At 38.5% G+C, this 24,991-nt stretch carries 28 protein-coding genes, 2 tRNA genes and 1 pseudogene; 11 read left to right on the forward strand and 20 right to left on the reverse strand.

The features are described 5' to 3' along the window. Positions 1 to 117: 117 nt before the first annotated feature. The 4 genes from EP1X_RS05940 to nikR all read right to left on the reverse strand — a co-directional run bounded on the left by EP1X_RS05940 (position 118) and on the right by nikR (position 2,785). Complete coding sequence (locus EP1X_RS05940) at positions 118 to 753, reverse strand: DUF257 family protein (RefSeq protein WP_055282669.1); 636 nt, start codon at positions 751 to 753, stop codon at positions 118 to 120. 125 nt (positions 754 to 878) lie between these two features. After that, positions 879 to 2,114, reverse strand: coding sequence for an Nre family DNA repair protein (locus EP1X_RS05945; RefSeq protein ID WP_055282671.1), 1,236 nt, complete (start codon positions 2,112 to 2,114; stop codon positions 879 to 881). Positions 2,115 to 2,249: 135 nt separating this feature from the next. Further along, positions 2,250 to 2,326, reverse strand: a tRNA-Thr gene (locus EP1X_RS05950). Between the two features lie 42 nt (positions 2,327 to 2,368). After that, the gene (gene nikR, locus EP1X_RS05955) at positions 2,369 to 2,785 is read right to left on the reverse strand and encodes a nickel-responsive transcriptional regulator NikR (protein ID WP_055282673.1); all 417 of its coding nucleotides are present in this window, start codon (positions 2,783 to 2,785) and stop codon (positions 2,369 to 2,371) included. Between the two features lie 88 nt (positions 2,786 to 2,873). Here nikR and EP1X_RS05960 point away from each other — a divergent pair, with 88 nt between their 5' ends. Further along, positions 2,874 to 4,931 (forward strand): hypothetical protein, encoded by a 2,058-nt coding sequence (locus tag EP1X_RS05960; protein WP_055282674.1) that lies wholly within the window; start codon positions 2,874 to 2,876, stop codon positions 4,929 to 4,931. Here EP1X_RS05960 and EP1X_RS05965 read toward each other — a convergent pair. Then, positions 4,895 to 5,431: a flavoprotein gene (locus EP1X_RS05965; RefSeq protein WP_055282676.1), complete on the reverse strand. Its 537-nt coding sequence runs from the start codon at positions 5,429 to 5,431 to the stop codon at positions 4,895 to 4,897. The two genes, EP1X_RS05960 and EP1X_RS05965, sit on opposite strands and share 37 nt — an antisense overlap. A gap of 57 nt (positions 5,432 to 5,488) precedes the next feature. Between EP1X_RS05965 and EP1X_RS05970 the strand changes: the two genes are divergently transcribed. Continuing rightward, on the forward strand, positions 5,489 to 5,935 hold the full coding sequence (locus EP1X_RS05970; RefSeq protein WP_055282678.1) for an HAD family hydrolase: 447 nt from the start codon (positions 5,489 to 5,491) through the stop codon (positions 5,933 to 5,935). Here the strand turns inward: EP1X_RS05970 and EP1X_RS05975 are convergent. Further along, entirely contained in the window at positions 5,925 to 7,034 is a 1,110-nt protein-coding gene (locus tag EP1X_RS05975; RefSeq protein WP_082391503.1) for an ATP-binding protein, read from the reverse strand. The two genes, EP1X_RS05970 and EP1X_RS05975, sit on opposite strands and share 11 nt — an antisense overlap. Positions 7,035 to 7,145: 111 nt before the next feature. Continuing rightward, positions 7,146 to 7,631: a type II toxin-antitoxin system VapC family toxin gene (locus EP1X_RS05980; protein ID WP_055282681.1), complete on the reverse strand. Its 486-nt coding sequence runs from the start codon at positions 7,629 to 7,631 to the stop codon at positions 7,146 to 7,148. Between the two features lie 62 nt (positions 7,632 to 7,693). Between EP1X_RS05980 and EP1X_RS05985 the strand changes: the two genes are divergently transcribed. The 3 genes from EP1X_RS05985 to EP1X_RS05995 are packed head-to-tail and all read left to right on the forward strand — an operon-like array spanning position 7,694 to position 10,156. Continuing rightward, complete coding sequence (locus EP1X_RS05985) at positions 7,694 to 8,461, forward strand: LamB/YcsF family protein (RefSeq protein WP_055282683.1); 768 nt, start codon at positions 7,694 to 7,696, stop codon at positions 8,459 to 8,461. Between the two features lie 4 nt (positions 8,462 to 8,465). Continuing rightward, positions 8,466 to 9,158 (forward strand): 5-oxoprolinase subunit PxpB, encoded by a 693-nt coding sequence (pxpB, locus tag EP1X_RS05990; protein ID WP_055282684.1) that lies wholly within the window; start codon positions 8,466 to 8,468, stop codon positions 9,156 to 9,158. After that, complete coding sequence (locus tag EP1X_RS05995) at positions 9,155 to 10,156, forward strand: biotin-dependent carboxyltransferase family protein (RefSeq protein ID WP_055282686.1); 1,002 nt, start codon at positions 9,155 to 9,157, stop codon at positions 10,154 to 10,156. Before pxpB ends, EP1X_RS05995 begins: the two co-directional genes overlap by 4 nt. On the opposite strand, the gene EP1X_RS06000 is transcribed toward EP1X_RS05995, so the two are convergent. Together EP1X_RS06000 and EP1X_RS06005 are read right to left on the reverse strand one after the other, a co-directional pair. Beyond that, on the reverse strand, positions 10,157 to 10,585 hold the full coding sequence (locus EP1X_RS06000; protein ID WP_055282688.1) for a UPF0179 family protein: 429 nt from the start codon (positions 10,583 to 10,585) through the stop codon (positions 10,157 to 10,159). 24 nt (positions 10,586 to 10,609) lie between these two features. Next, positions 10,610 to 11,650: an NAD(P)-dependent glycerol-1-phosphate dehydrogenase gene (locus EP1X_RS06005; RefSeq protein WP_055282690.1), complete on the reverse strand. Its 1,041-nt coding sequence runs from the start codon at positions 11,648 to 11,650 to the stop codon at positions 10,610 to 10,612. A 95-nt stretch (positions 11,651 to 11,745) separates the two neighbouring features. Here EP1X_RS06005 and EP1X_RS06010 point away from each other — a divergent pair, with 95 nt between their 5' ends. The 4 genes from EP1X_RS06010 (at position 11,746) to EP1X_RS06025 (ending at position 14,157) form a co-directional block, all read left to right on the forward strand. Beyond that, positions 11,746 to 12,552, forward strand: a complete 807-nt coding sequence (locus EP1X_RS06010) for a DUF63 family protein (RefSeq protein WP_055282692.1) — start codon at positions 11,746 to 11,748, stop codon at positions 12,550 to 12,552. Positions 12,553 to 12,554: 2 nt separating this feature from the next. Beyond that, positions 12,555 to 13,310: a bifunctional fructose-bisphosphatase/inositol-phosphate phosphatase gene (locus EP1X_RS06015; RefSeq protein WP_055282694.1), complete on the forward strand. Its 756-nt coding sequence runs from the start codon at positions 12,555 to 12,557 to the stop codon at positions 13,308 to 13,310. Positions 13,311 to 13,580: 270 nt separating this feature from the next. Beyond that, positions 13,581 to 13,688: transfer RNA gene (locus EP1X_RS06020), tRNA-Met, on the forward strand. Positions 13,689 to 13,713: 25 nt separating this feature from the next. Continuing rightward, the gene (locus EP1X_RS06025; RefSeq protein ID WP_055282696.1) at positions 13,714 to 14,157 is read left to right on the forward strand and encodes a hypothetical protein; all 444 of its coding nucleotides are present in this window, start codon (positions 13,714 to 13,716) and stop codon (positions 14,155 to 14,157) included. A gap of 8 nt (positions 14,158 to 14,165) precedes the next feature. Here the strand turns inward: EP1X_RS06025 and EP1X_RS06030 are convergent, their stop codons facing one another. From EP1X_RS06030 to EP1X_RS06070, 9 genes are all read right to left on the reverse strand, one after another. Beyond that, positions 14,166 to 14,825: a ScpA family protein gene (locus tag EP1X_RS06030; RefSeq protein WP_055282697.1), complete on the reverse strand. Its 660-nt coding sequence runs from the start codon at positions 14,823 to 14,825 to the stop codon at positions 14,166 to 14,168. 10 nt (positions 14,826 to 14,835) lie between these two features. Beyond that, positions 14,836 to 18,369 (reverse strand): chromosome segregation protein SMC, encoded by a 3,534-nt coding sequence (smc, locus tag EP1X_RS06035; protein WP_055282699.1) that lies wholly within the window; start codon positions 18,367 to 18,369, stop codon positions 14,836 to 14,838. 65 nt (positions 18,370 to 18,434) lie between these two features. Next, entirely contained in the window at positions 18,435 to 18,839 is a 405-nt protein-coding gene (locus EP1X_RS06040) for a PIN domain-containing protein (protein ID WP_055282701.1), read from the reverse strand. 34 nt (positions 18,840 to 18,873) lie between these two features. Then, complete coding sequence (gene eif2g, locus EP1X_RS06045; protein ID WP_055282702.1) at positions 18,874 to 20,106, reverse strand: translation initiation factor IF-2 subunit gamma; 1,233 nt, start codon at positions 20,104 to 20,106, stop codon at positions 18,874 to 18,876. A gap of 105 nt (positions 20,107 to 20,211) precedes the next feature. After that, entirely contained in the window at positions 20,212 to 20,592 is a 381-nt protein-coding gene (locus EP1X_RS06050) for a 30S ribosomal protein S6e (RefSeq protein WP_055282705.1), read from the reverse strand. A gap of 319 nt (positions 20,593 to 20,911) precedes the next feature. Then, on the reverse strand, positions 20,912 to 21,427 hold the full coding sequence (locus tag EP1X_RS06055; RefSeq protein WP_055282707.1) for a permease: 516 nt from the start codon (positions 21,425 to 21,427) through the stop codon (positions 20,912 to 20,914). Continuing rightward, positions 21,424 to 21,906 (reverse strand): permease, encoded by a 483-nt coding sequence (locus EP1X_RS06060; RefSeq protein WP_055282709.1) that lies wholly within the window; start codon positions 21,904 to 21,906, stop codon positions 21,424 to 21,426. Before EP1X_RS06060 ends, EP1X_RS06055 begins: the two co-directional genes overlap by 4 nt. Next, the gene (locus EP1X_RS06065; protein WP_055282711.1) at positions 21,907 to 22,251 is read right to left on the reverse strand and encodes a winged helix-turn-helix domain-containing protein; all 345 of its coding nucleotides are present in this window, start codon (positions 22,249 to 22,251) and stop codon (positions 21,907 to 21,909) included. Positions 22,252 to 22,368: 117 nt separating this feature from the next. Beyond that, the gene (locus EP1X_RS06070) at positions 22,369 to 22,692 is read right to left on the reverse strand and encodes a hypothetical protein (protein WP_156300716.1); all 324 of its coding nucleotides are present in this window, start codon (positions 22,690 to 22,692) and stop codon (positions 22,369 to 22,371) included. A 348-nt stretch (positions 22,693 to 23,040) separates the two neighbouring features. Here EP1X_RS06070 and EP1X_RS06075 point away from each other — a divergent pair, with 348 nt between their 5' ends. Further along, the gene (locus EP1X_RS06075) at positions 23,041 to 23,211 is read left to right on the forward strand and encodes a preprotein translocase subunit Sec61beta (RefSeq protein WP_055282715.1); all 171 of its coding nucleotides are present in this window, start codon (positions 23,041 to 23,043) and stop codon (positions 23,209 to 23,211) included. Here EP1X_RS06075 and EP1X_RS06080 read toward each other — a convergent pair. Beyond that, entirely contained in the window at positions 23,208 to 23,867 is a 660-nt protein-coding gene (locus tag EP1X_RS06080) for a hypothetical protein (RefSeq protein ID WP_055282717.1), read from the reverse strand. The genes EP1X_RS06075 and EP1X_RS06080 overlap by 4 nt on opposite strands. A gap of 71 nt (positions 23,868 to 23,938) precedes the next feature. Between EP1X_RS06080 and engB the strand changes: the two genes are divergently transcribed. Further along, positions 23,939 to 24,514 (forward strand): GTP-binding protein EngB, encoded by a 576-nt coding sequence (engB, locus tag EP1X_RS06085; RefSeq protein WP_055282718.1) that lies wholly within the window; start codon positions 23,939 to 23,941, stop codon positions 24,512 to 24,514. Here the strand turns inward: engB and EP1X_RS06090 are convergent. Further along, positions 24,483 to 24,946 (reverse strand): annotated as a pseudogene (locus tag EP1X_RS06090) (helix-turn-helix domain-containing protein). The gene engB and the pseudogene EP1X_RS06090 sit on opposite strands and share 32 nt — an antisense overlap. Positions 24,947 to 24,991: the final 45 nt, after the last annotated feature.

The raw sequence follows: 24,991 nt of genomic DNA on the forward strand, positions 1-24,991 counted from the left end.
AAATTAAAAACTGCTGTATTTGGTTATTCAAAGATTCTAGGAGCCTTTAAATGGCTTGAAAATCTCTCAAATAGACTCAAAGCCAACCAAACTAATGATGTAATGATAAAACAAAGCTTAAAACTCATAGCTCTTAACACTAAAACCAAGACCATTGTTTATTCTCCCCAGCTCAACCACAGTAGTTGCAATCTCTTCAAGGAGCGGTAGAGCCCATGGGATGGCCTCTTCAAGTGCGTTAACATTCACAAAATAAAATGCCGTTCTCTGAAAGCTCGAGGTAAATGAGAGTATCATTGATAAAGTAGCGAAAACTTCCCTTGGTGATTCACTTAATATTAAAAGTTTTTCAAATCCCAAAACAGGGTTAATTATTCGTTTTTCACTATCTAGGTGTGGGAGTGCAACTTCCAAGTACTCTTTTACTCTTATATGAGGTTCCTTAAGGGCCAAGTGTCCGATAACATCACCTACGTCCAATGTTCCTCCAATTTTTACTACCTTAATGTCATTCAGTACCTCACTATTTAAGCCTTTCAAGTCCATTTTGATCTTGTAAATAGGCAGGGTGTCAAGAGTATCATCTATTATCACCTGGTAGTCATTTTCTTTGGCCCAGATGATTAACTCGTACAAAATAACAGCAGAATTAATAATTGGAGAATATTCAATTAACACCGTTTCTCCTTCGCTTACTTCCTCAAAAAGTTGGGGGAAGTTCTTTATAAACCCCTTAAGAATATTGGCATTCATAAACATCACCTAGTTTTCGATATAGCATTTGTTTTATAAAAGGATTTTCTTTTAGAATATTTTTAAGCCCATATAGCAAAAATCCTCGGAATAATACTTATTGATTAGTTAACGATGATTTTCTTTCAGCCACTTTTCAAAAACTCATCTATGGTCTTTGTAAACTTTATCCTCTTCAAAAGGGCCGAAGATGAAAGCCACTTACCACTACCAAGCTTTGTTTCCCTGTCTAAAAGTTCCATGACCTCGTCCAAGTTGTCTGTCTTTAAAACTGGTGGAGAATTAAACATTGCCCTAACACTTTCTCTAACAAACCAGACCCCTACGGGGATTTTAAATCCGGGGTAAATCTCCCTAAGAAGTATAGCAGTGGCTTGTCTTTTTATCCTCTTTAAATACTCAACTGTTGCGAGCATGCTTGCATAATAGCATCCACCTATGCCCGGATAGGTTGTCCTTCCATGATAACCTTCATGGTCACCCTCGATAACCACGTTGTCTGCGCCTGGGTTCCACGTGGATCCAGGCCACCATGCTTCCATCCATTCGTAACTCCATTTGGCTGGATATAGTATTGCGATAAACAAATTATCATGAAGGCGATATCTGAAGACTAAAATCTCGTTCAAGGGATCGTATTCTTTTATCTCTTTGATGAGTTTCCTCGAAAGTATGCTATCTACGGCGGTGATGCTCCACCTCGTGGGAACAAGTCTTCTCCTACCTTTAACACCAAATGCACCAGTGCTAAATATCTTCTGTATGTGTGAAACCGGCACACCAGACTCGTAGAGATATGTAACTGCCTCAAGCGCAGGTAGGTCAGTGTCATCATGAGCCTTTTCCACAGGTCTAGGGATTGATGGATTTCCAAGGATTTTCATCTTAGTAAGAGGAGAACGAGGCCCCTGTGGGGGTTCATGCTCACTAAATGTCATAAAAGGCCTAGGGGGCTTTTTAAGGGCAATTTGTACATCCACAGGTTTAGAACTCATTGCCAAAAGCCTTAACTCATCAATAAGTTTATCTTCAGGTTTTTTCACATCTGCTATTTTAATGCCAGTTATAAGACTCCATCGATACTCAAGGATATCCTCTATTTTCTTCTCAATCCACAGCTCAGGATAGTCAAACACTTGGGTGTCTCCAACTAAAGGTGGTGCGGCTGGCCCTATTCTCACATAAGGATAGCCTATTCTCCCGATAAAAATCGATGGAGGGCTAGAACCTTCTACAATTTTTGAGGAAACACGTCGTTTAACCATTAAGGTGGCCCTGGCCCTAGCTATTACAGGGCAATATGCAAGACCGCACCATCCCCTACCTCTGCAGAGTATACATAAATTCGGATCCAGTTTCATCGAGTTAGTTACCCATGTATGTATCGGTATGAAGGGATAATTAAAGGTTATCACAAATATCGTGAACTAATATTTAATATCTCTAAGAAGGGAATAATATATTGTTTAGCAGTCAACTCGAGAAACTAGAAATATTGGAGCCGGGACCGGGATTTGAACCCGGGACCTGCGGATTACGAGTCCGCCGCCCTACCGAGCTAGGCTACCCCGGCACGTCCCAAGGATGTTGATAAAAGAGAAATTTATAAGCTTTTTCATACCAGTTCCTTGCCTGTAGTAGTCATTACCAGCTTTCCGTGTTTTACTCCCTTTAAACTTATCAATCGTTCCGCTATCTTTTTCACTCTACTGGCCTCGCCCTTCACCACTATCACTTCAAGACAGTTGTGCTCATCCATGTGAACATGAAGACTTGAAATGATCTCATTCACGTAGTCATGTTGCATCTCAAGAAGCTCCTTCACCACATCGGCCTCATCATGGTTGTAGACTATTGTTATAGTGCCTGCCACTTCTTTATTCCCTTCTTCCCACTCGTGCCTCACTATAAAGTCTCTAACCAAATCTCTTATAGCCTCACTTCTATTTGCATAACCTTTTTCCTCTATTATTGCATCAAATTTTCCAAGCAAATCCTCAGGCATTGAAACTCCAAAGCGGATTATTTTCATACTTCACCACCGTTGTTAAATAATCGCCTCTAATATTTAAATTTTGAGAAAGGAAAAATAGATAAGGAAGGTTAAGGAAAAATAAAATATGCAAAAAAAGTTTAAACTGGATGCTGGAAAGCTCATTATTATCCTGTTTTTAGCATACTTAGTATTTCTTTTCTGGAGTATGAGAGCAGTTCAACCCCCTCCCCATCCACCGCCAGAAGAGGAGCAAGAGATTATGTTTATTGCCGAAAAACTTGGTTTTCTCAAAGATGGTATGTTAAGTGAAGAAGAAAAGAGCATAGCAATCAAAATTTACCCCCTCTATAAATACCGTACAACTCTTTTTGATGAGGTGGAGACTGACAACCCCTTACTCCTCGCAAATCTAAGCGAACAAATTAGTGAGATATTAGAAAAAGTCCCCCTTCCTCTCCAAGATGACATGGTGCGCTTTCTGTTCTCCGAGAGTCCATATACCCTTGAGGACTTTTCAAACAGAGTGATGATATTTAAGTCTCAGGTAAATGAGTTTCTCAAGACCTATGAAAAATTACCTCCAAGAATTAAGAATGGGATAGAGAACTCAAGAAACATTTACGAAGTAAACAACCTCCAAGACTATATAGCCATAGTAAAGCTACTCTACATGAACCTATATGAACTCCCACCCGAGATTATAACAGCAATAGACAATACCCAAGGTATTCTAGATGGTTTTGAACCCCACGAGATAGAAGAGTTTTTGGATAGCCTCAACTCGGTTAAAGAAAGATTTTTTACGAACCAAACGTTTAGAGAGTGGTTCGTTGAAAATTCAAGATACTTTGATGCGACTAACATCGAAACAAGCTGGGATAAATTTGTACAAGAAAGCCAAAAAGATACAACGCCTCCAAAGATATGGGGTGTGGTAACAAGCGAAGGAAAAAATATCAGAGTAAGCTTCACAATAAAAGACAATGTAAATGTTCCAAAAGAGGTAATCATCAAAATAGGAGCAAAAGTAATTACTCTTCCAATTTCTACCAATTCCCTTACATATAGCAGTGCCATAGATTTTGAACAAGAATGGGGAGAGTATAATGTAACAATCACAGGTATGGATGCAAAAGGGAACAAACACTCTGCAAAAATTGAATTCTCCCACTACCCGGAAATCTTCGAAATAAAGTTTGATGGGAGTGGCAAGGAATTTCAAAACGCTCGACCTTACACTAAAGAAGAACTCACAAAGATGTGGCGCTATGCGGCCAAATACAAACCCCTGCAGATTTACAAAATCGTTTATCCATACTTGGGATTTGACAGATATGGAAAAATGAAATTTGATGGTGCAATGGAATTCTTCTACGAGAAAGCAAAAAGAGATCTTTTCAAATTCTACCACAAGCCTCTCCCCTTCTATTCAATAACCCCTCTTCATATTGTGTATTTTGTAAACAGCTATGTGCACTCATACGATATGCCTTACATAAAAACCTTGAGATCCTCCATCTGTGGATATGATGGGGAGACACAAGTAGTACTTATGAACAACCTTTTCTTGGACTTTAATCTCAAAGCATGGGCCCTTCAGGTACCTGCAAGTATAAGCGGCTGGCGACTAGATCACTCAGAGGTCATTGTTATATGGGATGTCCCCCTCCTAGTGGGAAGCAATTACAAAGGAGTTTACGTGTTGGGAAAGGATCCCTATATTCAGAATGATAATCTCTTCTATCCTTATGATCCTGATTGGTTTTCTACATATTATGATGACACTGTAGAGATGCTGGTCCTTGGAATACTTCCATACAGGCCAGATATGGTCTCCGTTGAAGAATTCTACAAACGTTTTAACCTCCCCGTAACTCCTGCATATCCGTATAAAAATCTCATGAAAGAACTCATCACCGGCTACGAGTTTTTTGCTTCTTACGTAACGTTTAACATAAGCAAAGACTACGTACAGGGTCTCTTAGAAAAAATACAAGAGGGAGACCTAAGTGTACTTGAAGATTTAAACAAGCTTGAAGCAGCAAGAGGTTTATGGTACAGACTCGATGGACGTAATCTCTATTATGGGTCTAAATACACGCCAGATTATGTTACAGTTACAAAAGATGGGAGATTTTATTATGTTCACAGAAATCGTTCCAAAATATTCTCTACTTCGTAGGGATGCTCTAATATTATCACTCCTTCCTCTTTCAAGGCCTTAATATGCTCAAGATCAACTTTCCTCGGATATATTTTGAAAACTTTACCATTAGGTGCCTTTGTCTCGACAACAGGTTTTGAGTCTGTGGGAACCATTATCAAAGGAACTTTGCTTTTTAAGGCCTGTGAAGCACAGCATGAAAGAAGAGAATCTGCAATTCCAAGTCTTATTTTGGCCACCGTATTCGATGTTGCTGGGGAGATTACAAAAACGTCAAACTTACCTAAATTGAAAGAACCGCATGATGGAAATGCATGTCCTTGTTTCGACTCCCTTACAACGGGAAAATTACCTATTCTTTCAAGAATCCCATAAATCCTGGCTACTTCTTCGCCCGCTGAAGAAAGGAACACTTTAAGCTCATGGTGATCCTTTAAGTGTTCCAGTACATCAACACTTTCCAGGAGCAAATGTCCTGCACCACTGATCCCCCATGCGATTTTCAACGCCGCCACCATCCAAAGTTCGAGAACAAAGTTTTAAGTATTTTTGCCAAACCTTAAGTGGTGAAAAATATGGAGATCCCGAACTATGGGAGGATAATGGCAAAGACAGTCATATTTGATTTGAATGGAACATTAGGAGTTGAAGGAAAAGTAAAAGCAGACGTTAAAGAACTCTTAAAAGAACTTAGTGAAAAATATGAAATCGTGGTATTAAGCTCCGATACATTCGGAACCTTGAAAGATGAATTCAACGAACTTGATATAAAGATAGAAAGGGTCAAAGATGGCAACGAAAAGCTTCAGAAGGCCCTTGAATATGAGCCTTACATTGGTGTAGGCAATGGAAACAACGACGTTAGAATGCTTGAAAACGCTGAACTTGCTATTTGTGTAATAGGAGAAGAAGGAGCAAGTGTTGAGGCTTTGCTGGCCAGTGATATCGTGGTTAAAGACATTAAAAATGCGATCAATCTGCTGTTAAATGAAAAAAGACTAATAGCAACTCTTAGAGGTTAAAACGCTCTTTAATAACCCTCTCAATAACTGGATCAATTATTTTATACCTTTTTTCCCCATCTCTATATTCTGCATTAATCCAACTCATCTTTTGAAGAGCCTCTAAGATAGCAGCCAATCGTGAATTTGGTATTTTACCACTCCTAGATTCCAAGAATTCTTTTATGAGTGTCCATCTATCAAATCCCATTGAAATAGCTCTTAACACCAAGATATACCTAGGACTCCGCTTTTCAAGTTCTCTTAACTCACCTTCGAGGAATTTTTCTGCTTTTCTCATTACCCCTTTTATAGCATTTTCAAAACTTTTCGTTTTTATGTAATTGTATCCAAACTCTACTAACCAGCCTGGAATTCCACCTAAAAGTTCTGCAGCATGTTCTACTTCTTCTTCCCTTATTTTTATTCCTGCCTCAACAAATCCCTGTCTCAAGAATTCAATTGAGAGTTCTCTGGAAAAGGGAGAGATAGTAATCTCATTATATATCCTACCATACAGTGGAGATTCATAATCTGAAACGCCAATAAGATCATGCAAAAGTCCTATTTCAGAACCTGTGAAGATAAAACTTATATTTGGCAGATTGTCATATGCGTAGGCCACGAGGGTTAAGAACTCTTTTCCTCCTCTCCGTCCGTAGAACCTCAAATATTGGGCCTCATCGAAGGCTATAATAATCCTACTACGCTTATTTAATGCCTCCAAAATCTCCGAGAGTGAGACTTCAGGTTCAAAGTTCAATTGAAGTCCTGCAATTGATACTCCCTTCACTCTTTTCAGGTACTGAAAGACTTCCCTTTTTATGGGATGGCTAAGGGAGTTTAATCCATTTTCAAAGGCCTTCAGCAGAGACTCATTTGTTATCCACCCTCCGGAATCAAAATGAAGCTTCCTTACATCTATGTATATACCGCTTTCCAACTCATTCAGCACAACTTTGAGTAAAGAGGATTTTCCTACCCGTCTTATTCCCAGAATAAGGGTAATCGGATATTCCTTAGCAGAATTCTTTATCATTTCTATCTCTTGTTCCCTATCGAATATGTCTTCCCTCTTTTCCTTTGGTCTTGGGTCAAACAACATAGGTAATGCCCCCATTACTTAGTAATGGTACCATTACTTATAAAGTTTTTGAGGGAAAGTTAAAAGGCAAGATGAGGATAATACAATAGCGGATGATGATGAATCAAACCTGATTGATGAAGAACCCTATGAGCGCTGACGCCTTTTCCTCTTCTTTTTGGGAAGAAGCCTAACCTTGCTCCCACAATCAGGACAAACATCATCAAGAGGCCGAGTTTCAAACTTTTTCCCACACCCTACGCAGACATAACGCCACTTTATCACTCTTCTTATACCTTTTTTTAAAGTCCTAAACTTAAGCCCTAGAAGAGTGGCAATGTTCTGAAGGTTATAATCATCAGTAAAAAGTTCTCCTTTAAGTTCATAGGCTAGAGCCAGTATTTCAATATCAGCATCACTTAATTCTCCAAGTTCACCAGTTTCAATAGCCTTTTCTTTAATTTTTTCAATGCTATCCTTTGAGGGCACCATAACTCTAACTTTGCCTGCACTAATAAGACTTTCCAGTAAAAGTCTCGATTCTGGGTCTTTAACCTCCTCAATTACTTTTGGAGTTGTAATGCCCTCTACATCAATACCCTGGATAAATATGGCTGCATCTATAATCAACATGGGATTTAATTAGAAGAAAGAGTTAAAGGTTTATCGTCTCATCTATGAAGTGGTGAAAAACTATGAAAATTGACCTTAATTCAGATCTTGGGGAAAGTTTTGGAAGGTATAAGCTAGGTCTCGATGAAGAGGTTATGAAGTACATAACCTCAGCCAACATTGCCTGCGGATGGCACGCAGGAGATCCCCTAGTAATGAGGAATACTGTGAGACTCGCAAAAGACATGAATGTTGAAGTTGGCGCTCATCCAGGATATCCTGATCTTATGGGATTTGGAAGAAGATATATGGGCATTACAAGAGAAGAGGCCAGAAACTATATCCTGTATCAGATTGGGGCCTTATACGCATTTGTGAAAGCTGAAGGATTAACATTACAGCATGTCAAACCACATGGAGCTCTTTATAATGCTCTCGTTAGAGATGAAGAACTTACAAGAGGTGTTCTTGAAGGAATAGCTGATTTTGATAAAAACATAATCTTTGTCGGGCTTTCTATGTCAAAACCCTTAGAAATTGCAGAAGAAATGGGACTAAAAGTTGCCCATGAAGTTTTTGCAGATAGGGCTTACAATCCTGATGGAACCCTTGTTTCACGAAGAAAACCAGGTGCGATAATCCATAATAAAGAGGAGATAGCCGAGAGAGTTATCTCCATGGTAAAGGATGGTGGAGTAAAAGCGATCAATGGAGAATGGGTTGAACTCAAAGCAGATACAATCTGTGTCCATGGGGATAATCCAAAAGCTGTGGAGATAACAGCATACATAAGAAAACGCCTCGAAGAGGAAGGAATTAAAATAGTCGCAATGAAAGAGTTGATACGGTGATCAAATGCTCCCTAAGTTCAAACCCGCTGGTGATTCAGCGATAGCTATAATCTTTGGTAATGAAATTAGCGAAGAGATAAACAAAAAAGTGCATGCCGTGGCGGAAACAATAGAACATGCTTCCCCAGAATGGCTAGTTGAAGTTGTTCCTACATATACAAGCGTCTATGTGTATTATGATCCTATTAGAATTTCCTACTCTGAGATAGCAGAGGCCCTGAAACCTTTTTTATCAGCCGAGCCTAAGAAAGAAGAAAAAAGAATAGTTAAAATACCCGTTGTCTATGGAGGGGACTTTGGCCCAGACATAGAGTTCGTTGCTCAATACAACAATCTCACCATAGATGAAGTCATAGAGATTCACTCAAAACCACTATATAGAGTCTATATGCTCGGATTTCTCCCTGGATTTGCGTATCTGGGTGGCATGGATGGTAGAATAGCAACGCCTAGACTTGAGAAACCCCGTTTAAAAGTCCCTGCTGGAAGTGTGGGTATAGCTGGGAAACAAACAGGATGGTACGCAATAGAAAGCCCTGGAGGATGGAGACTCATAGGCAGAACTCCCTTAAAAACGTTTGACCCCCATAAAAAACCTCCAAGCATTGTAAAAGCTGGAGATTATGTGAAGTTTGTTCCTATAACCGAAGAGGAATTTCAAGAGATTTACAAAGATGAATGGGGAGAGGAAAGATGATAGAACTCGTTAATGTTCCTTCCTTAATTACAGTGCAGGACTTAGGAAGAAGTAAATATCAGAGTTTTGGAGTTCCCGTTAGTGGCGTGATGGATGAGGTTTCTGCAAGACTAGCAAATTATCTTGTAGGTAATGAAGATAACACTCCACTCCTAGAGTTCGTATTAAAAGGGCCCACCATAAAGTTCCATTCCTCGGCGGTTTTTGCAGTAGGTGGAGATGTAGAAGTAAAGCTTAATGGCCAGCCAATAAAAGCATGGAGGAGCTACTGGGCAAAAAGAGGAGATATACTTGAGATAGGCATCCTTAAATCCGGAATGTATGGCTATATAGCGTTTGCCGGAGGAATTGCATGTGAACCAATTTTAGGCAGTTGTTCCACATACTTAAGAGCAAATTTTGGAAAAGCCCTAAGTTCCGGAGATAAGCTTAAACTTGGTTATGCAATTTTAACTGGTAAAGACGGAAAACAGCTGCCAAAAGAATTTGTTCCAAAATATGAAAAGGAAAATATAGTTAGAGTTATCCTTGGCCCTCAAGAGGAACACTTCACCAAAAGAGGCATAGAGACCTTCCTAACATCAGAATATACTGTAACTTCTGAATCCGATAGAATGGGTTACCGTCTAGAAGGGCCAAAGATAGAGCACTCTGATAAAGGAGCAGACATAATAACAGATGCAATCCCCCTTGGCTCAATTCAAGTACCAAAAAATGGAAAACCGATCATAATGCTCGCAGATAGACAGACTACTGGAGGGTATGCAAAAATAGCCATAGTCACAAGGGTGGATATTCCAAAAGTTGCCCAAACAAGACCCGGAGAGAAAATTAGATTCAAAGCAATCAGTGTTGAAAAAGCTCAAGAAGCTTTGAGACGACAAGAAAAGTTCATGAAAGCGATAAAATTCTTTCTCCGTGGAGAGATGAGAGCATATAAAGTGAAAACTTCTGGAGAAGAGGTAATAGCATTTACAAAGATAGAAAAGAAGAGGTGATCATTCCTTTTCCCGCATAACACGGGCAACTTTGTAGTGCTTTCCATCACATTCAAAATCATCTAAAATTTCAAGAATCTTAACGATATCGCCCTCAAAGAGGCCTTCTGGCCTAGTAAGGGCCTGTTTTTCAGGATCACTGCATTCAACAAAGCTTAATTTTATTTTCGAACCCACTATTGCAACTCGTGGTTCCATTGCTACTTCTATTGCTGGCTCAATAACCTCGACCACTCTAACCTTACCTTCGTGCAGTGGGCATGAGTGCTCTATGTTCCTAACCCGTACAACCTTGTACCTCCTTCCTGGCTCCAAATTTCCTACACAAACTCTTGCAAGTCTACAACTTTTGCAGGGATCAGCTGGCCCATAATAAATGAATTCAACTCCTGGTTTTGCAAGCTTTTCCCCAACCAACGTGATTGTCATTTTAACACCTCCTATGAAATATGATCATATTACCCCAGTTACCTTGGCTGCTTTTTCAGCAGCCTCTTTTGTTAATCCATCTTTGCCCAAGATAGTGTACCTTTCAGGTCGTATAGTATGAGCAATAGTCAAAGCCTCTATTATAAACTCCGGGTCAATTCCTAGTTCATATGCATTAGTTGGTGCCCCAACCCTCTTTAATGTTTCTCTAATTTTTTGCCATTTCAAACCATGTAAGTATGCCATTATTATTGTTCCAACTCCACATTGTTCTCCATGTAATGCAGGTTTTGGAGCTATTGCATCCAATGCATGGCTAAATAGATGTTCAGCTCCACTGGCGGGCCTTGATGAACCTGCTATGCTCATTGCGACACCACTCGAGATGAGGCCTTTTATGACTTTCCGAACACTCTCTTCGTTACCTAATCTTATTATGTTAGCATTCTTGATTACCATTTTGGCACTCATAAGAGACAAAGAAGCAGCATACTCACTGAAATATTCTCCCTTTATCTTATGTGCAAGTTCCCAGTCTTTCACTGCAGTCAGGTTGCTTATCATGTCTCCAACTCCTGCTGCAAGATACCGATAGGGGGCGGTCTTTATAACATTAACATCTGCAATAATAGCTACAGGTGGACGTGCTTTTATAGAGGTCTTGGCATTAAGATCCTTTATTGAAGCATTTGCACTCGCTATTCCATCATGAGAAGCTGTTGTTGGGAAGCTTATGAAAGGAATGTCCGCTTTAAATGAGGCAAGTTTAGCAACATCGATTATACTTCCCCCGCCTACCCCCAGAAGCCAGTTAATATCCTCATTTTCAATAAGCTCTAAGGTTTTTTGCACCTCTCTCATTGAGGCTTCTTTTATCACCATATTTCTTACATTAAATGAATTTTTCAAATGTTTTTCAACATCCTTTCCTGCTATCTCCTTTGTTTTGGGTCCATAAAGAATCAGGGCATTTTCCCCTAATTTTAACCTTCTAGCTACTTGACTGACTTTATCCTTCAAATCTTCTCCGAGAAGAACTTCCCGAGGTAACTCCATTAAATGCATGAGACTCACCATCCTATTCTTAGGGTTTCAAAGCTTAAAAAATAATTGGAAGAAAAAGCTTTAACCTTTCTCACAATATTCCTCTGGGTGGTCAAATGGGAATTGCGGAAGTCTTTCAGAGATACTTTATAGATCCAATAAAATACAACCAAGGGTATAATATCGTTAACACATTAACATATGCCTTAATTCTTGGATTGGCATCCTTAGGAGTTTATAAAATTTTAAAAAAGCTCAATATAAAATATGATAACGCTTTCTTTAGAGCCCTTATGCCCTACATGATTCTGGGGGCCTTTGGACGAGCCCTGACTGATGCAACCATAATACCCAGAACGTATCTCACAGTCACGCCGGGGATTTATATTCTTGTATTTACAATAACGTTCTCTGCTTTATTAATAACCCACAAACTTTTTGAAGATTGGCAGAAGGTCTTCTTATACTTTGGTTGGAGTCTCGTTGGAATGGAGAGTCTACTCCTACTATTTAATATTGATAAAGTAGATTTTAACCTCACCGTCTTAAAATACTTTATTCCATTTGCAACAATAGCCCTTATAACAATATATCTACTTTCAAAAAAGATCTGGCTGGTTAAAGAAAACTCTTACCTCTTCTATGCCCATTTCTATGATGCCACAACAACATTTGTAGGCGTTGACTTCTTGGGTTACTGGGAGCAACATGTAGTTCCAAGATACCTGATGGAACTTACAGGAACCGCTGCAGTGATGTATTTATTGAAGTTTGCTGTATTAATGATTGCTTTATACCTCATGGAGAAATTAGAAGAGACTGAAAGTGACAAAGAGCTTATGGACTTCATAAAAATGGTAATGTTCATTCTTGGCTTTGCTCCTGGTACTAGGAACCTTTTGAGAATGCTCATGGGGGTTTAGATATGTATGAGTGGAATGAGATAGCACTTAATCTTGCAAAGGATATTGAAAGGGAAATTATGCCACTTTTTGGCACAAAAAAAGCTGGAGAATTTATTGGATTCAGTCCAAGTGGTGATAAAACAAAGTTTGTTGACAAAATAGCTGAAGATATAGTTTTGGAGTATCTTAAACCCCTTGGAGTGAACATAATAAGTGAGGAAATTGGGAGCATAGATACCGGGAGCAAGTACTCTGTCATCGTTGATCCCATTGACGGTTCTTTCAATTTTATTCATGGAATCCCGATCTTTGGATTCAGCTTTGCAGTTTTTAAAGAGAAAAAGCCAGTGTATTCCATGTTATATGAGTTCATGCCTAAAAATGTTTACGAAGGAATTCCAGGACAGGGAGCATACCTAAACGGAGATAGAATAAGAGTAAAAACGCTAAATGAAAAATCGATCTCAATAAGCTTTTATACAAGAGGAAGGGGAGCAAAACTAGTTGAAAAAGTTAGAAGAACTAGGGTATTGGGAGCCATTGCGATAGAGTTGGCATATCTTGCTAGAGGCTCTCTTGATGGGGTTGTAGACATAAGAAACTATGTTAGGCCCACTGATATAGCTGCCGGTTACATAATCGCAAAGGAAGCCGGAGCCATTATAACCGACGACAGTGGGGAAGAAATTAGATTTGATCTTAGTGCATCAGAGAAGTTGAATATAATAGCTGTAAATGACAAAAGACTTCTCAAATTGATACTCGAAGAGATCTAACTTACACTGAAAATGAAAAACAAAAAAGTACTCAGCTCTCCCAAATCCCGTAGTTCCTTCTCATCAAACTCATAGTTAGTTAAAACGAATTGCAAGAATCACTTAGAAATATTTGAATATTTGACAAGTATTACCCCATTAATATGAAAAGTATCTCCTCTAAAATAATTATAATGTGATCAAATCATTAGACTAAAAATATAAGAAAAACAGAAGATTCAAACGGGCGAAAGATTTAAAAATAAATCACAAAGAGGTATATGCGGAAGTGCCGGGGTGGCTCAGCCTGGTCAGAGCGCCCGGCTCATAGGGCCGCTCCCTCTTGGGGGAGCCTGAGAAACCGGGAGGTCGCGGGTTCAAAGCCCGCCCCCGGCACCATTAAAAGTCTTTTCTAGGTGTTACAATGTTGCTCACAAACCACGCAAAAGAAAGGATCATTAAAAGACTTTCAAAACGACGGAGGCTCGACCTAGTTTACTCCTCCATTTTAAAGTTTCTAGAAAGTGCAAACGAAATAAAGATAAACGAAAAGATTATCATTTTTACTGATGGGAAGAAGTCTCTCGTGTGCACTAAATTGCCCTCCAAGATTTTAACTAAGAATGAAGCCGAGAAAATAAAGAAAATAGAAGATAGTTATGAGTGCATTTTCTGGGGAAAAGAAAGGTTTGCTCGTGTCACAACCCCAAAAAAGTTCCTAAATAGTATCACAGAAGAGGGATTTTATTTCTATCTCAATCGAGAGAAAAAAGTCCTTTATATCGGAAACATTCAACCACTATTAGCTATAACACTTAGACCAGCAAAAAAAGAGGAGAGAAACCTATTTATAAATCTCAAAACATGATGAAATCCTCAGTTCCCTATAGGTACCACAAATATCTCTCCAAATGGTTCTTCCTGAATGAGCTCTATTTTCCCCATATTTGCCAAAAACAAGAGATACAGAAAAGTCCTTGCCACTATTTTGGGGCTAGGATCAAATATAAGCTCCCAAAAAGTTATTTTGTCCTTAGTATTATTGTAGAGCTCTTTCACTATTTCATACAGCTTATTAACATGCTTTTCAATGTCCACACGAAAATCATCGACAACGAATATTTCTTCTTCAATTTGTACTTTCTTTTTCTTTTTGGGTTTCCTTTTCTCAGTCTCTTCAAGGGCATCCATTAAAGCCTCTATTAAATCATCCAGAGTATAATACCTTTCCGCTCTCCTAAGAGGTGGAATGTATGGATCAACATCTACCCTTATCCTTTCCTCTTCCTTCTGTTCCTCTTCTTCTTCATCCTTGGCATAGAGCAGGGCCTCAGTTTTCATTCTAAGGAGAACAGAGGCCGCTAGAATGGCCCTTGCTGAGATTCTCAAATCTAAGTCTCGCATTTCTCTTATACGTTCAATGTATTTCTCGGTAATATCCACTATATCAATGTTCCACGGGTCAACTTTACCCATAGTGACAAGTTGCAAGAGTATATCAATCGGAGTTATTTCTTCTTCTCTTCTATATTCCATCTTATTTCACCTACAAACCAAGGGCATTTGCATTTTTTGCCCTTGCTTTCTCCAGGTACTGCATGGCCTTTTCAAGGCTTAAACTGACAACCCTTGAAACTCCTCTACGCATTGAGACACCAATTATTTTATCAGCGTTCGACATCATGACATCTCTCAATGTAATAACTATGAACTGACTATCTTTTGAAGCTTCCTTTATTAAATCCGCTACTCTTTTGACGTTTGCATCGTCAAGGTGAGCGTCAATCTCATCAAAGAGATAGAATGGAGCTGGTTTAAAGTGCTGTATAGCAAAGACAAAGGCCAATGCAGTTAATGCCTTTTCTCCACCACTCATAGCTTCGATTCTCTTTACTTCCTTTCCAGCTGGCTTTGCTTCTATGTCCAAACCTCCACTAAATGGATCCTCTTCATTCTCAAGGACAAGCTTTGCCTCTCCTCCTGGAGAAAGTTTTGCAAAAAGCTCTGAAAAGTTCTTCGCTATTGCATTTAGTGTTTGCATAAATACATTCTTCTTTTGGCTCTCTATTTCATTTATGAACTCAACAATACTCTCTTTCTCAGCTTCAAGCCGTTCTCTCTTTGACTTAAGCTCTAGATATCTCCTCTCAACGACTTCATAATCCTCAATGGCTTTCATGTTCACTGGTTCAAGTTTCCTAATCTCATCTTCCATTTGTTCAATCTCTTCCCTAAGCTTTTCAAGATCCTCTGGTATTTCTTTAACAACTTTAACGTCGTGATGTTTCAATTCACTGGTCTTTTCTTTAAGTTGTGCCTCATATTGGGCCATTCTTATTTTAATAGAATTAGCTTCTAACCTAAGTTTTTGTAGGACATCTCTCAACTTCTCTTTTTCTTCTCTCATTTGAGAGATCTCTTCTCTAAGTTTCTCTCTCTCATCTCTTAGGGATTTAAGCTCGTCTTTTACTTCCTGCTCTTTCTCTTGAAGTTCTTTAAGCCGCTCTTGTAGTGACTTAATATCCTCTTCATTCTGCACAATGCTAGCTTTGAAAGCGTTTATCCTGTTGATAAGTCCTTCAATTTCTTCCTCAAGATCTGCTTTTCTTGGGATAAGCTCATCGTTGATTCTTATATCGAGATTCTCAAGCCTTGACTCTATTTTGCTGAGTTCTTCTCTAAGACCACTTATTTCATGTTCAACTTCTCTTATCTTCTGGTTGAGTTCTCTAGCTTCTGGATTATCTAATGCTTTTCTAAGCTTATTCCTCATCTTTTCAAGTCTCTCTATTCTTCCACTGAGTTTTGCAAGATCACCTTTTGTCTGATGGATCCGTTCTTCCAATTCTTTTAATCTCCGTTCTCCCATCTCAATTTCTTCTTTCAAACCTTTATCTTCATTTAAGAATCTCTCCATGTCTTTCTGTAACATTTGCAAGTCCTTAGACACATCACTCTTTTTCATTCTAAGTTCAAATAGTTCTCTCTCCAATCCTCTTTGCTCAAGCTTTAGAGCATTTATTTTAGATTCAAGTTGTTCTTTCTCCCTCTCACGTGCTTCTAATGCCATTCGTATCTCATCAGTGTTAACAGCAAGCTTCGTTCTTGGTCGGTAATATCCTCCAACAATAGCACCACTTCTCTCTAAAAGCTCCCCTTCAAGAGTGACCATTCTAACTTTACCAATACCTACCTCTCTCGCCTCGTCCATATCATTAACTATCAATGTATCTCCAACGGCAAATGAAACAGCATTCCTAAACTGTGGATCATATTCAATAACATCCATGACTGGAATCCCTTTAGAAGTACCATTCAGTTTTCTTGGCCTTATTTTATTAAGAGGTAAAAATGTCAATCTTCCCAGCTTATTCCGTTTTAAGAAGTTTATAGCCTTTTCAGCTACTTTATCATCTTTTACCACAACATTATCAGCGTGTGAACCTAAAGCAACTTCTACGGCTGTAAGATAGGTATCATCCCTAACCTTAATGAGCTCAGCCAAGGAACCATAAATTCCAGGGATATTGGCTTTTTTAAGAGCTTCAAGTGTTCTATTTTGACTGATTTCCTTTCGGGCCTCGGCCTTGATGAGTTCTTCGTTGAGCTTTTTGATCTCAGGAGTTATTTTTTCTAATTTCCTTTGAGCCTCTTCTAGTTCTTTTTCGATTTTTCGTACTCTTGCACCAGCTCTTTCTATCTTCGACTCTATCTCTGAAAGTTCAGATTTCTTAGAATTTATTTCCTCTTTGAGCTCTTCAATTTTATTCTTCAGAACAAGTCTTCTAGTGGAATTCTGGGAATTCTTAGTTTTAATTCTTTCTATCTCTTCTGTCATTTTTGTAATTTCACTTTCTTTGAAATATTGTTCTTTCTTTGCATTCTCAAGATCCTCTTCAACCTTATCTAGCTCTTGCTTTGCAATAGTGAAGTTTTTATCTATTTCAGCGAGCTTTAGTATTAGTTCATTTCTCTCTTTCTCCTTTTTCTGAATCTCACCAAGAAGTTTTTCTCTCCTTTTCTTCCATCTCTCAATAGCGGATTTACCTTTTTCAATTTCCTCGGAAACAGTTTTCAATTCCTCTTTCACTTTTGTAAGGCGCCTTTTGCTCTCATTTATCTCCTTGCGAGCAAGCTCTATGTTCTTTTTAGCTAGCTCTATTTGAGAAGTGACCTCGCTTATCTTTTTCGTGACATCAAGTATTCCATCTTCACTTTTCTCTTCAAGCTCCCTTTCCACCTGACTCAGAGTTTTCTCCTTCTCAAGTATTGTTTTTGCAATCTTCTCCAGTTCTTTGTTTATACGCTCTATTTCAGACTCTATCTCTTTGTCTCTCTCTTGACTTGTAGCAATAAGATTTTCCAATCTCTTAACCTCCCCCACAAGGAGGGTGGTCTTTGCAATTTCAAGTTTCTCTTTTAAGTCAAGGTACCTCAACGCATCATTTCTTTCTTTTTCAAGCTTATCAAGTTGTGTCTTAACCTCTCTAATTAAAAGGTCGACTCTTGCCAGATTTTCCTCTGCTTGCTTAAGTTCTTCCATTGCCTTTTTCTTTTTCTCATCATATTCAGCTATCCCCGAGATTTCATCTATTATCATTCTCCTTTCTGTGGGACTCATTTTGATGAACTTAGTTATGTCTCCCTGAAGAACAAGATTGTATCCATCTGGAGATATCATGGCTGCACTTAGAACATCAAGAATATCACTCCTGCTTGTCCTTTTCCCATTTAACCAATAAGCACTCCTACCATCAGGATAAACCCGTCTTTTAATTACTACCTCATCCTCATCTATTGGAAATCCACGATCTTCATTGTTAAAGTACATTGCAACTTCAGCATATTTAGCTGGAGGTTCGTCCTTAGTTCCAGCGAAGATTAAATCCCCAATCCTAGTCGCACGCATGGCCTTTGCAGATAACCCACCAAGGACAAAGAGAATAGCATCACCAATATTGCTCTTCCCACTCCCATTAGCTCCCACTATAGCTGTAAATCCACGAGAAAAAGGAACTACGATTTTTCTACTTCCATATGATTTGAAACCCTTCATTTCAAGCTTCTCTACATAGGGCATATTTAACACCTGAGCGAAATTAAGGTGAAATATAGTTATATATCTTTCCCATTAGAGCGGGATTACTAAACTATGCCCTCAAGCTCTAAAATCTTCTTCTGACGTAGATATATTACGGGAATGCCATTTTCGCGAAGCCTTTTCTTTAAAGCCTTATCATTAGTGCATACAATCACATTTGGCATATTTAACGCAAATTCCAATATTTGTTGATCTATAGGTTTCTCTCCAAACCTACCGATTTCAAGTGTAATAAACTTTTCGGCCAGCTTCTTGGCCATCCTAACTGCCATAAGGTCTCTTCCCTTAACTTTACGCTCTATCAAATCTAGCTCATTAAGAACGACATTTGGGATAGCAATCTCAAAATTTACGTCAAGAATACGTTGGAGTTCACCCACTATATCAACTCCGAATTGCCCTGGAACTAAGAGAAAATTTGTATCCGGCACTACAATCCACTTTCTCATGAAGTCCACCATTAAAAATTGAAAAATAAAGTTATTACTCCCTTATGAAGCCATAACCAATAAGCCTCCACCTTGAACCTACTTGTCTACTTATAGCAACCCTCTCTCCAGGCTCTGCACATATTGGTATCTGAAGTTTTAATTCTATCTCATCCTTGCCCAATCCTGTAACTAGACCCATTGTTCTAGCTGTTCCCACATTTAATAAGAGCACTTCTCTTCTTTTTATTGGTTCCACTCTAAGTTCTTCCTCGGTTCCTACAACCCTCTCTAACAAGTGAACCTCTAAACGAAGCTCTTGCCATACAGGTGGAAGATTCCCAGGTTTTCCTACAACATTGCCGGCCATAAGATCTCCCTTCGTGAGAAACGGATCCAATTTAGTTCCAACACCCACTAATCCACCTGGATACGCCTCTTCTACGAACCTACCACCAGCTTGGAGCGATACAATTTCTGTTGTTATTGGTTCATACTTTATTCTACCATGTTCTTCATAGGGGACTCCTGGTCTTATTTCAATTTCATCTCCAACTTGTAACTTTCCTTGAATAATTGATCCTCCAATAACTCCACCCACAAGTTTCTCTGGGGTCGTTCCTGGTTTGTTAACATCAAAACTTCTCAGAACAAGCATCCTAGGAGGTTTATTTGGATCTCTCTTGGGCGTTGAGATTACATCCTCTATTGCGTTTAATAAAATATCAACGTTAGCACCATGAAGGGCCGATATCGGAATTATCGGAGCATTCTCAGCTACGGTACCTTTAACAAACTCTTTAATTTGCTCATAGTTTTCTATAGCCTGCTCTTTTTTAACAAGCTCTATTTTGTTTTGGGCAATTATTATATTTTTATTGCCCACTATCTGAAGGGCCATCAAATGTTCTCTTGTTTGTGGTCGTGGACATGGTTCATTTGCAGCAATAACTAAAATGGCCCCATCCATTAAAGAAGCACCCGCAAGCATAGTAGTCATCAAAGCCTCGTGACCTGGAGAATCAATAAACGAAACCCTTCTTTCAAATTCAGTTTCAGCACCACAATACGGACACTTTGGAGAAGTTGAATATTTGCCACAGCTCGGGCATTTTCTTATTTCAGCGTCGGCAAATCCTATTTTAATTGTAATACCCCTTCTAAGTTCTTCACTATGAGTATCTGTCCAAATGCCAGTTAGGGCCCTCGTCAATGTAGTCTTACCATGATCAACGTGACCTACCATACCAATATTAACCTCGGCTTGCTTAAACTTTTTCTTCGCCATTTCCCTCGCCTCCAAAAGTAAGGATTCATTCTCCCTTATTAACCTTGCCACAAGAGCTTTTAAAATTAATCGATGGAACAGAAATTAAATAAAAGGGAGAAAACCTCATGGATACACTATTTTAACGTTTATTTGGGCAATTTCATGGCTTATTGTATTGCCCCTAACAGTCTTCTTCCTTCTTTCCCCTCTTTCTTGAGGTCTGAATCCAGGCCCTCTTGAGAGGAGTATTCTAACTCTTCTTGGACCATGAACATCTGGTCTCATTGGAAATCCATCTTTATCTGTCCCGCCAGTTATTTTGAGCTTAACCTCAGCAGGAATTTCATTCCCAAAGATTTCACTCAAATTAAGCCCAAGCTCTTTTGGTTCAATTTCGTCTCCTATTCTTAATCCTATAAGCTTCTCTGCTTCCGCTCCGGTAATCTCAACTTGTTTTGCGACTCCACTTTTTGTGTCAGATATTACAAGCTTGAATGTGGCCATTTCCTCCCACCTCCACGTTCATTAGCGGGATTCATTGGGTAAACCCCTTGTCCACCATGGGCTAAGTAACTTTATTTAAAAAGGTTTCTTTGAGTTAGTTCTGTTAGCTTATTGTTGAGAGAAAGTTCACAAAAATGCAAAATCTATAAGAATTTTCACTGAGAGTAAGCAAACCGCGCGCGCACTATTAGGTGATGTTGTTTTAAATCTCCCCCGTATGGCGAATACTATCATCTTAGGATCAAATACTCACATCTTCTTCGTCTCTTATACCCTTTACTTTTGGAAGGCTTGCTGCTCACGAAGGGGAAAATGGCAGTTATTTTTTATCACTCCATTCGATTAGTTTTTCTATAAACACTCCCATAATGACTACAAAGATAATTGTTAAAATGAGCCTTATTGCCATAAATTTTGGTCCAAGAAATTGAAGTTCTACCATCTCTTGTGGGATTTTTATACATGCCCATGCTGAAAGAAAGATGATGATATTAGATATTTTAGCCCCTTTCTTAAGTAAGGCGGCAGCTATTGGAAAGGCAATATAAAGGGGACCAGTTGGTAACGTACCAAGGACTATCGCAAAGAGAATACCCTTCATACCAGATGTGCTTCCAAGATATTTCACAACAATATCTTTTGGGATCCATACTGCAAAAAGACCTAATATTATCATCACTGCAGGAAGTATCCACACCATCTCAATAAAAAACTCCCATGATGTACTAATTACCGCTTCCTTTTTATCTGGAAAAATTGATAGAAGGACTACAAGGATTATTAAAATTAATCCTAACAGGACCCAATCTCGAATCATTTCCCCTTCCTTCTTCATAAGATTGCCCCCATAATCAAGGCGATGATAATTGCGATGATAAAACTCAGTCCATTCCGGAGAAACGCTATCCTCTTTCCGAGTTCTTTTATCTCTAAGGGGAGTGTGACTGTTCCAATCATGGTTAATGTAGTTATAAATGCAGCGACTGCACTAACTGATGCACCATTCTCAAGAAGAGAAGCTGCCAAAGGGAATGACAATAAAGCAGGGATGTGCATTAATGCTCCAACTGCACCAACAAGCAATATCCCTCTAATTCCTGATTGTTCACCTATAAATCCTGATATTTGTTCAGGTGGCACGAATCCGAGAAGTAAACCAATGATAATTATAATTATAAAGATCATCGGAAGCATTCTAATGAAAGATTTCCCGGCTATTTTGAGAGATTGTATGGCTTTATCCTTGTCTTTAGCAAATGCTATCAAAAGACCAAAGATAGCTATAATATTAATAATGAGTGCAGTGACATTCATTTAATCACCCGCCTCCTCTGTTTCCAACAGGTTTATTACTATTTTTTTCGTCTTTAATCTCCATACCTTTTCTGGCGCTCCGCCACCCTCCTCTATATACCCAGCGACTTCTATGATACCTGCATTTTTAAGTTCAGAAAGATGATAATATAACCCAGATTTTGTTAATTGTTCTCCTTTTTTAATTAGATATTCATAAATTTCCCTTGTACTTCTACTCCCGTTGCCAATGTATCTAATTATCAGCCATCTAGTTGGAAAGCGTAAAGCTCTAACAAAATTACGAAGCCGAAGCCAGTTTGGAGGTACATCTTCTGGGGGTTTGCATGATACATCATTACACATGTGAATCACCACAATTTTATAGTCATTGACAGTAATATATTAGTAATATATAAAACTTTCTTCAACGATAAAAACTATAATAGCGTGAAAATTAAAAAGAAAAAACAAAAATCTGGCTCACTTCTGAGCGAGGGCAATAACCATCTTCCATATCCTTACAACATACTCCGTAGTAGGTGGATAACTCTGAACAACTTCGACGATCTCTGCTTCCTTTTTGAAAACTGGGAAGTCTTCCATTATTTTTTCAAGTATTTCCTTTTTTGGTGCTTTCCAGATAGTATATGAACCATGAGTGAAGTTATAACTGGCCAAAAACTCTAATCCTTTAGGAAGTTCTGCGCCTTCAACCAAAATGGATTCAAAGAATCTAGTAGCTTCCTTGAGTGCAGCTATTTCCTCTTCAGGGGCCCACTTATGGGTTATAATATACATCGGCAATTTTCACACCTCCAAAATAACTTCCTAAGACCTCTCATGGTGTTAGAGGGAGCACACAAGGGAGAGGAAGAATTGTCCAAGGCTTTCATGATGCTCCAATCAATTACTTACTCCTCTTCCTAGCTGAATTTTTTCAATTGTGGCTAGTGTTCTTGTTATATTTAAAGATTTCCATAATCAAATCAAGAGTTAAGTAACATTTAATTTTACTTAGAACAACAAATTCATCATTAAATCTTTAGAAACTTATACAATATCACAATACCAGAAACTCTCGAATGATTCAGTTTAATATCAAAACTTTTTTATATACCTTCACTTTACCTTTTCAACAAAGAGGTGAGAAAAATGGCGAAGGAAAAAACAACTCTTCCACCAACCGGTGCAGGTTTAATGAGATTTTTCGACGAAGATACAAGAGCGATAAAAATAAGCCCCAAAGGGGCCATAGCAATAGTATTGATTTTCATTGCCATTGAAATACTCCTCAACGTCTTTGGAAGCCAAATCTTTAGTTAAAGGAGTGTTTTCTTCAACCCTCTTGCATTTAATTCCTCATTCACTATCCTTCTAATAGCATCTTCAATATATCCTTTAAGGAGGGTTTCAACATCAGCCTTTATCTGATCAATATCATGCCGTAATCCCTCTAGAAGTCTGATGTATTCCTTAGCCATTTCAAGTTGTCCCTCTTGTTTTATAAGTTGCTCCTTTAAATGTTCAAAATCTTCCTTAATCACTTGAAGCCTCTTTAATTCTCTTGTAAGTTCATCCATTTGTTTTATTAACTTAGAGTTTTCCTCTTTCAACTCTGCAATAACTCTTTCTTTATGCTCAAGTTCTTTTACTAGTGCATTATATTCCGAAGCAATATTGTGAAGTTGCTCAATCTCCCTTATGGGAGGAACTTGCCCATTTCCAAGGATTATCACATCAGGTCCAACATTTACTATATCTGAAGGGCGGATTCTTATTTTTCTTTCGCTTGAAAACATTCCTGTCTGAACTTCACCAGTTTTAGCAAGGTTCTCTAGAGTCTTAATTTTAAATATAAAATAGAACTGGTCATGATCTACTTCAACATTAATGTCCGTTACATAACCCAGTATTTGTCCCTCGGTTAACGACACCACGAACTTATTAACAAGTTGATTTGCCTGTTGACTTTCGGCCATGGCATTCACCTAAGAAAGATTTTTGAAGTTACTATACTTAAGCCTTTCTCGAAGTTAAAAAGGTGAAGATTATGATAGTCTTTGTAGGTCGTTCAAATGTTGGAAAAAGCACCCTCATATTCAGGCTCACAGGCAAATACGTCAAGCGAGGAAAGAGACCGGGAGTTACCAGAAAACCTATCGAACTCGGTTGGAGGGGCAAGACAATAGTAGATATGCCCGGATTTGGATTTATGAGTGGAGTACCAAAACACGTTCAAGAGAAAATAAAAACTGAAATAGTGAGATTTATTGAAAACAATGCTGATAAAATTGATCTAGCTGTTCTTGTCATAGATGGTAAAAGTGCCCTCGAAATTATCGAACGCTGGGAAAAACGAGGAGAAATCCCAATAGATGTCGAATTCTTCCAGTTTCTTCAAGAGCTAGAGATTCCAACCATTGTAGCTGTTAATAAAATGGACAAAATGAAAAATATTCCTGCTACAATAAACAAGCTTATAGAGAAATTCGGGCTTTCCGGTAGTTGGGATGATCATAAAGATACTTTTATACCAATTTCAGCAAAATTTGGTACAAATCTCGAGGAACTCAGAAAATTAATAGAAGAAAAGATCAAAAGGTCTCAAGAACAACGTGGGTTATAGTTTCTCTAACACCGTCAAGAGAAGCTACTTCCTCTAAAATCTCATCAAGTCTTGTTTTGTCCGCTTCCACAATAAGATCTATGTCACCAGTAACTCTGTGAATCCGTTTAATTTTAAGCTTTCTAATGGACTCATAAACTTGTTTTCTTTTTGTGGGTTCAATTCTAACAAAAATAAACACATCCCTTTTTTCTCCCCAAGGAATTCTAATGCTCTGTCTGTAAGATCGATAAACCCTCTTCCTGTTCTTATATATCCAAGCTCTTTGAGAGTCTTAAGGTGATTGCTCAGAGCTTGTCTCGTTATTCCAAGCTCATCTGCAATTTCATCTTGTGTTTTTTCAACTGTGTGTACCTCTATAGTCTTCCCCTCTTTGTAAAGCTTCTTAAGCAATTCTATCTGCCTTGATGTAAGTGCAGTTTCATTATTCATTTTCAATCACCCCTTACTATTTTCTTTGCCATCATAAACCAATAC

This window comes from Thermococcus sp. EP1 (assembly GCF_001317345.1).
In the GTDB taxonomy this organism is placed as follows: Archaea; Methanobacteriota_B; Thermococci; order Thermococcales; family Thermococcaceae; genus Thermococcus_A.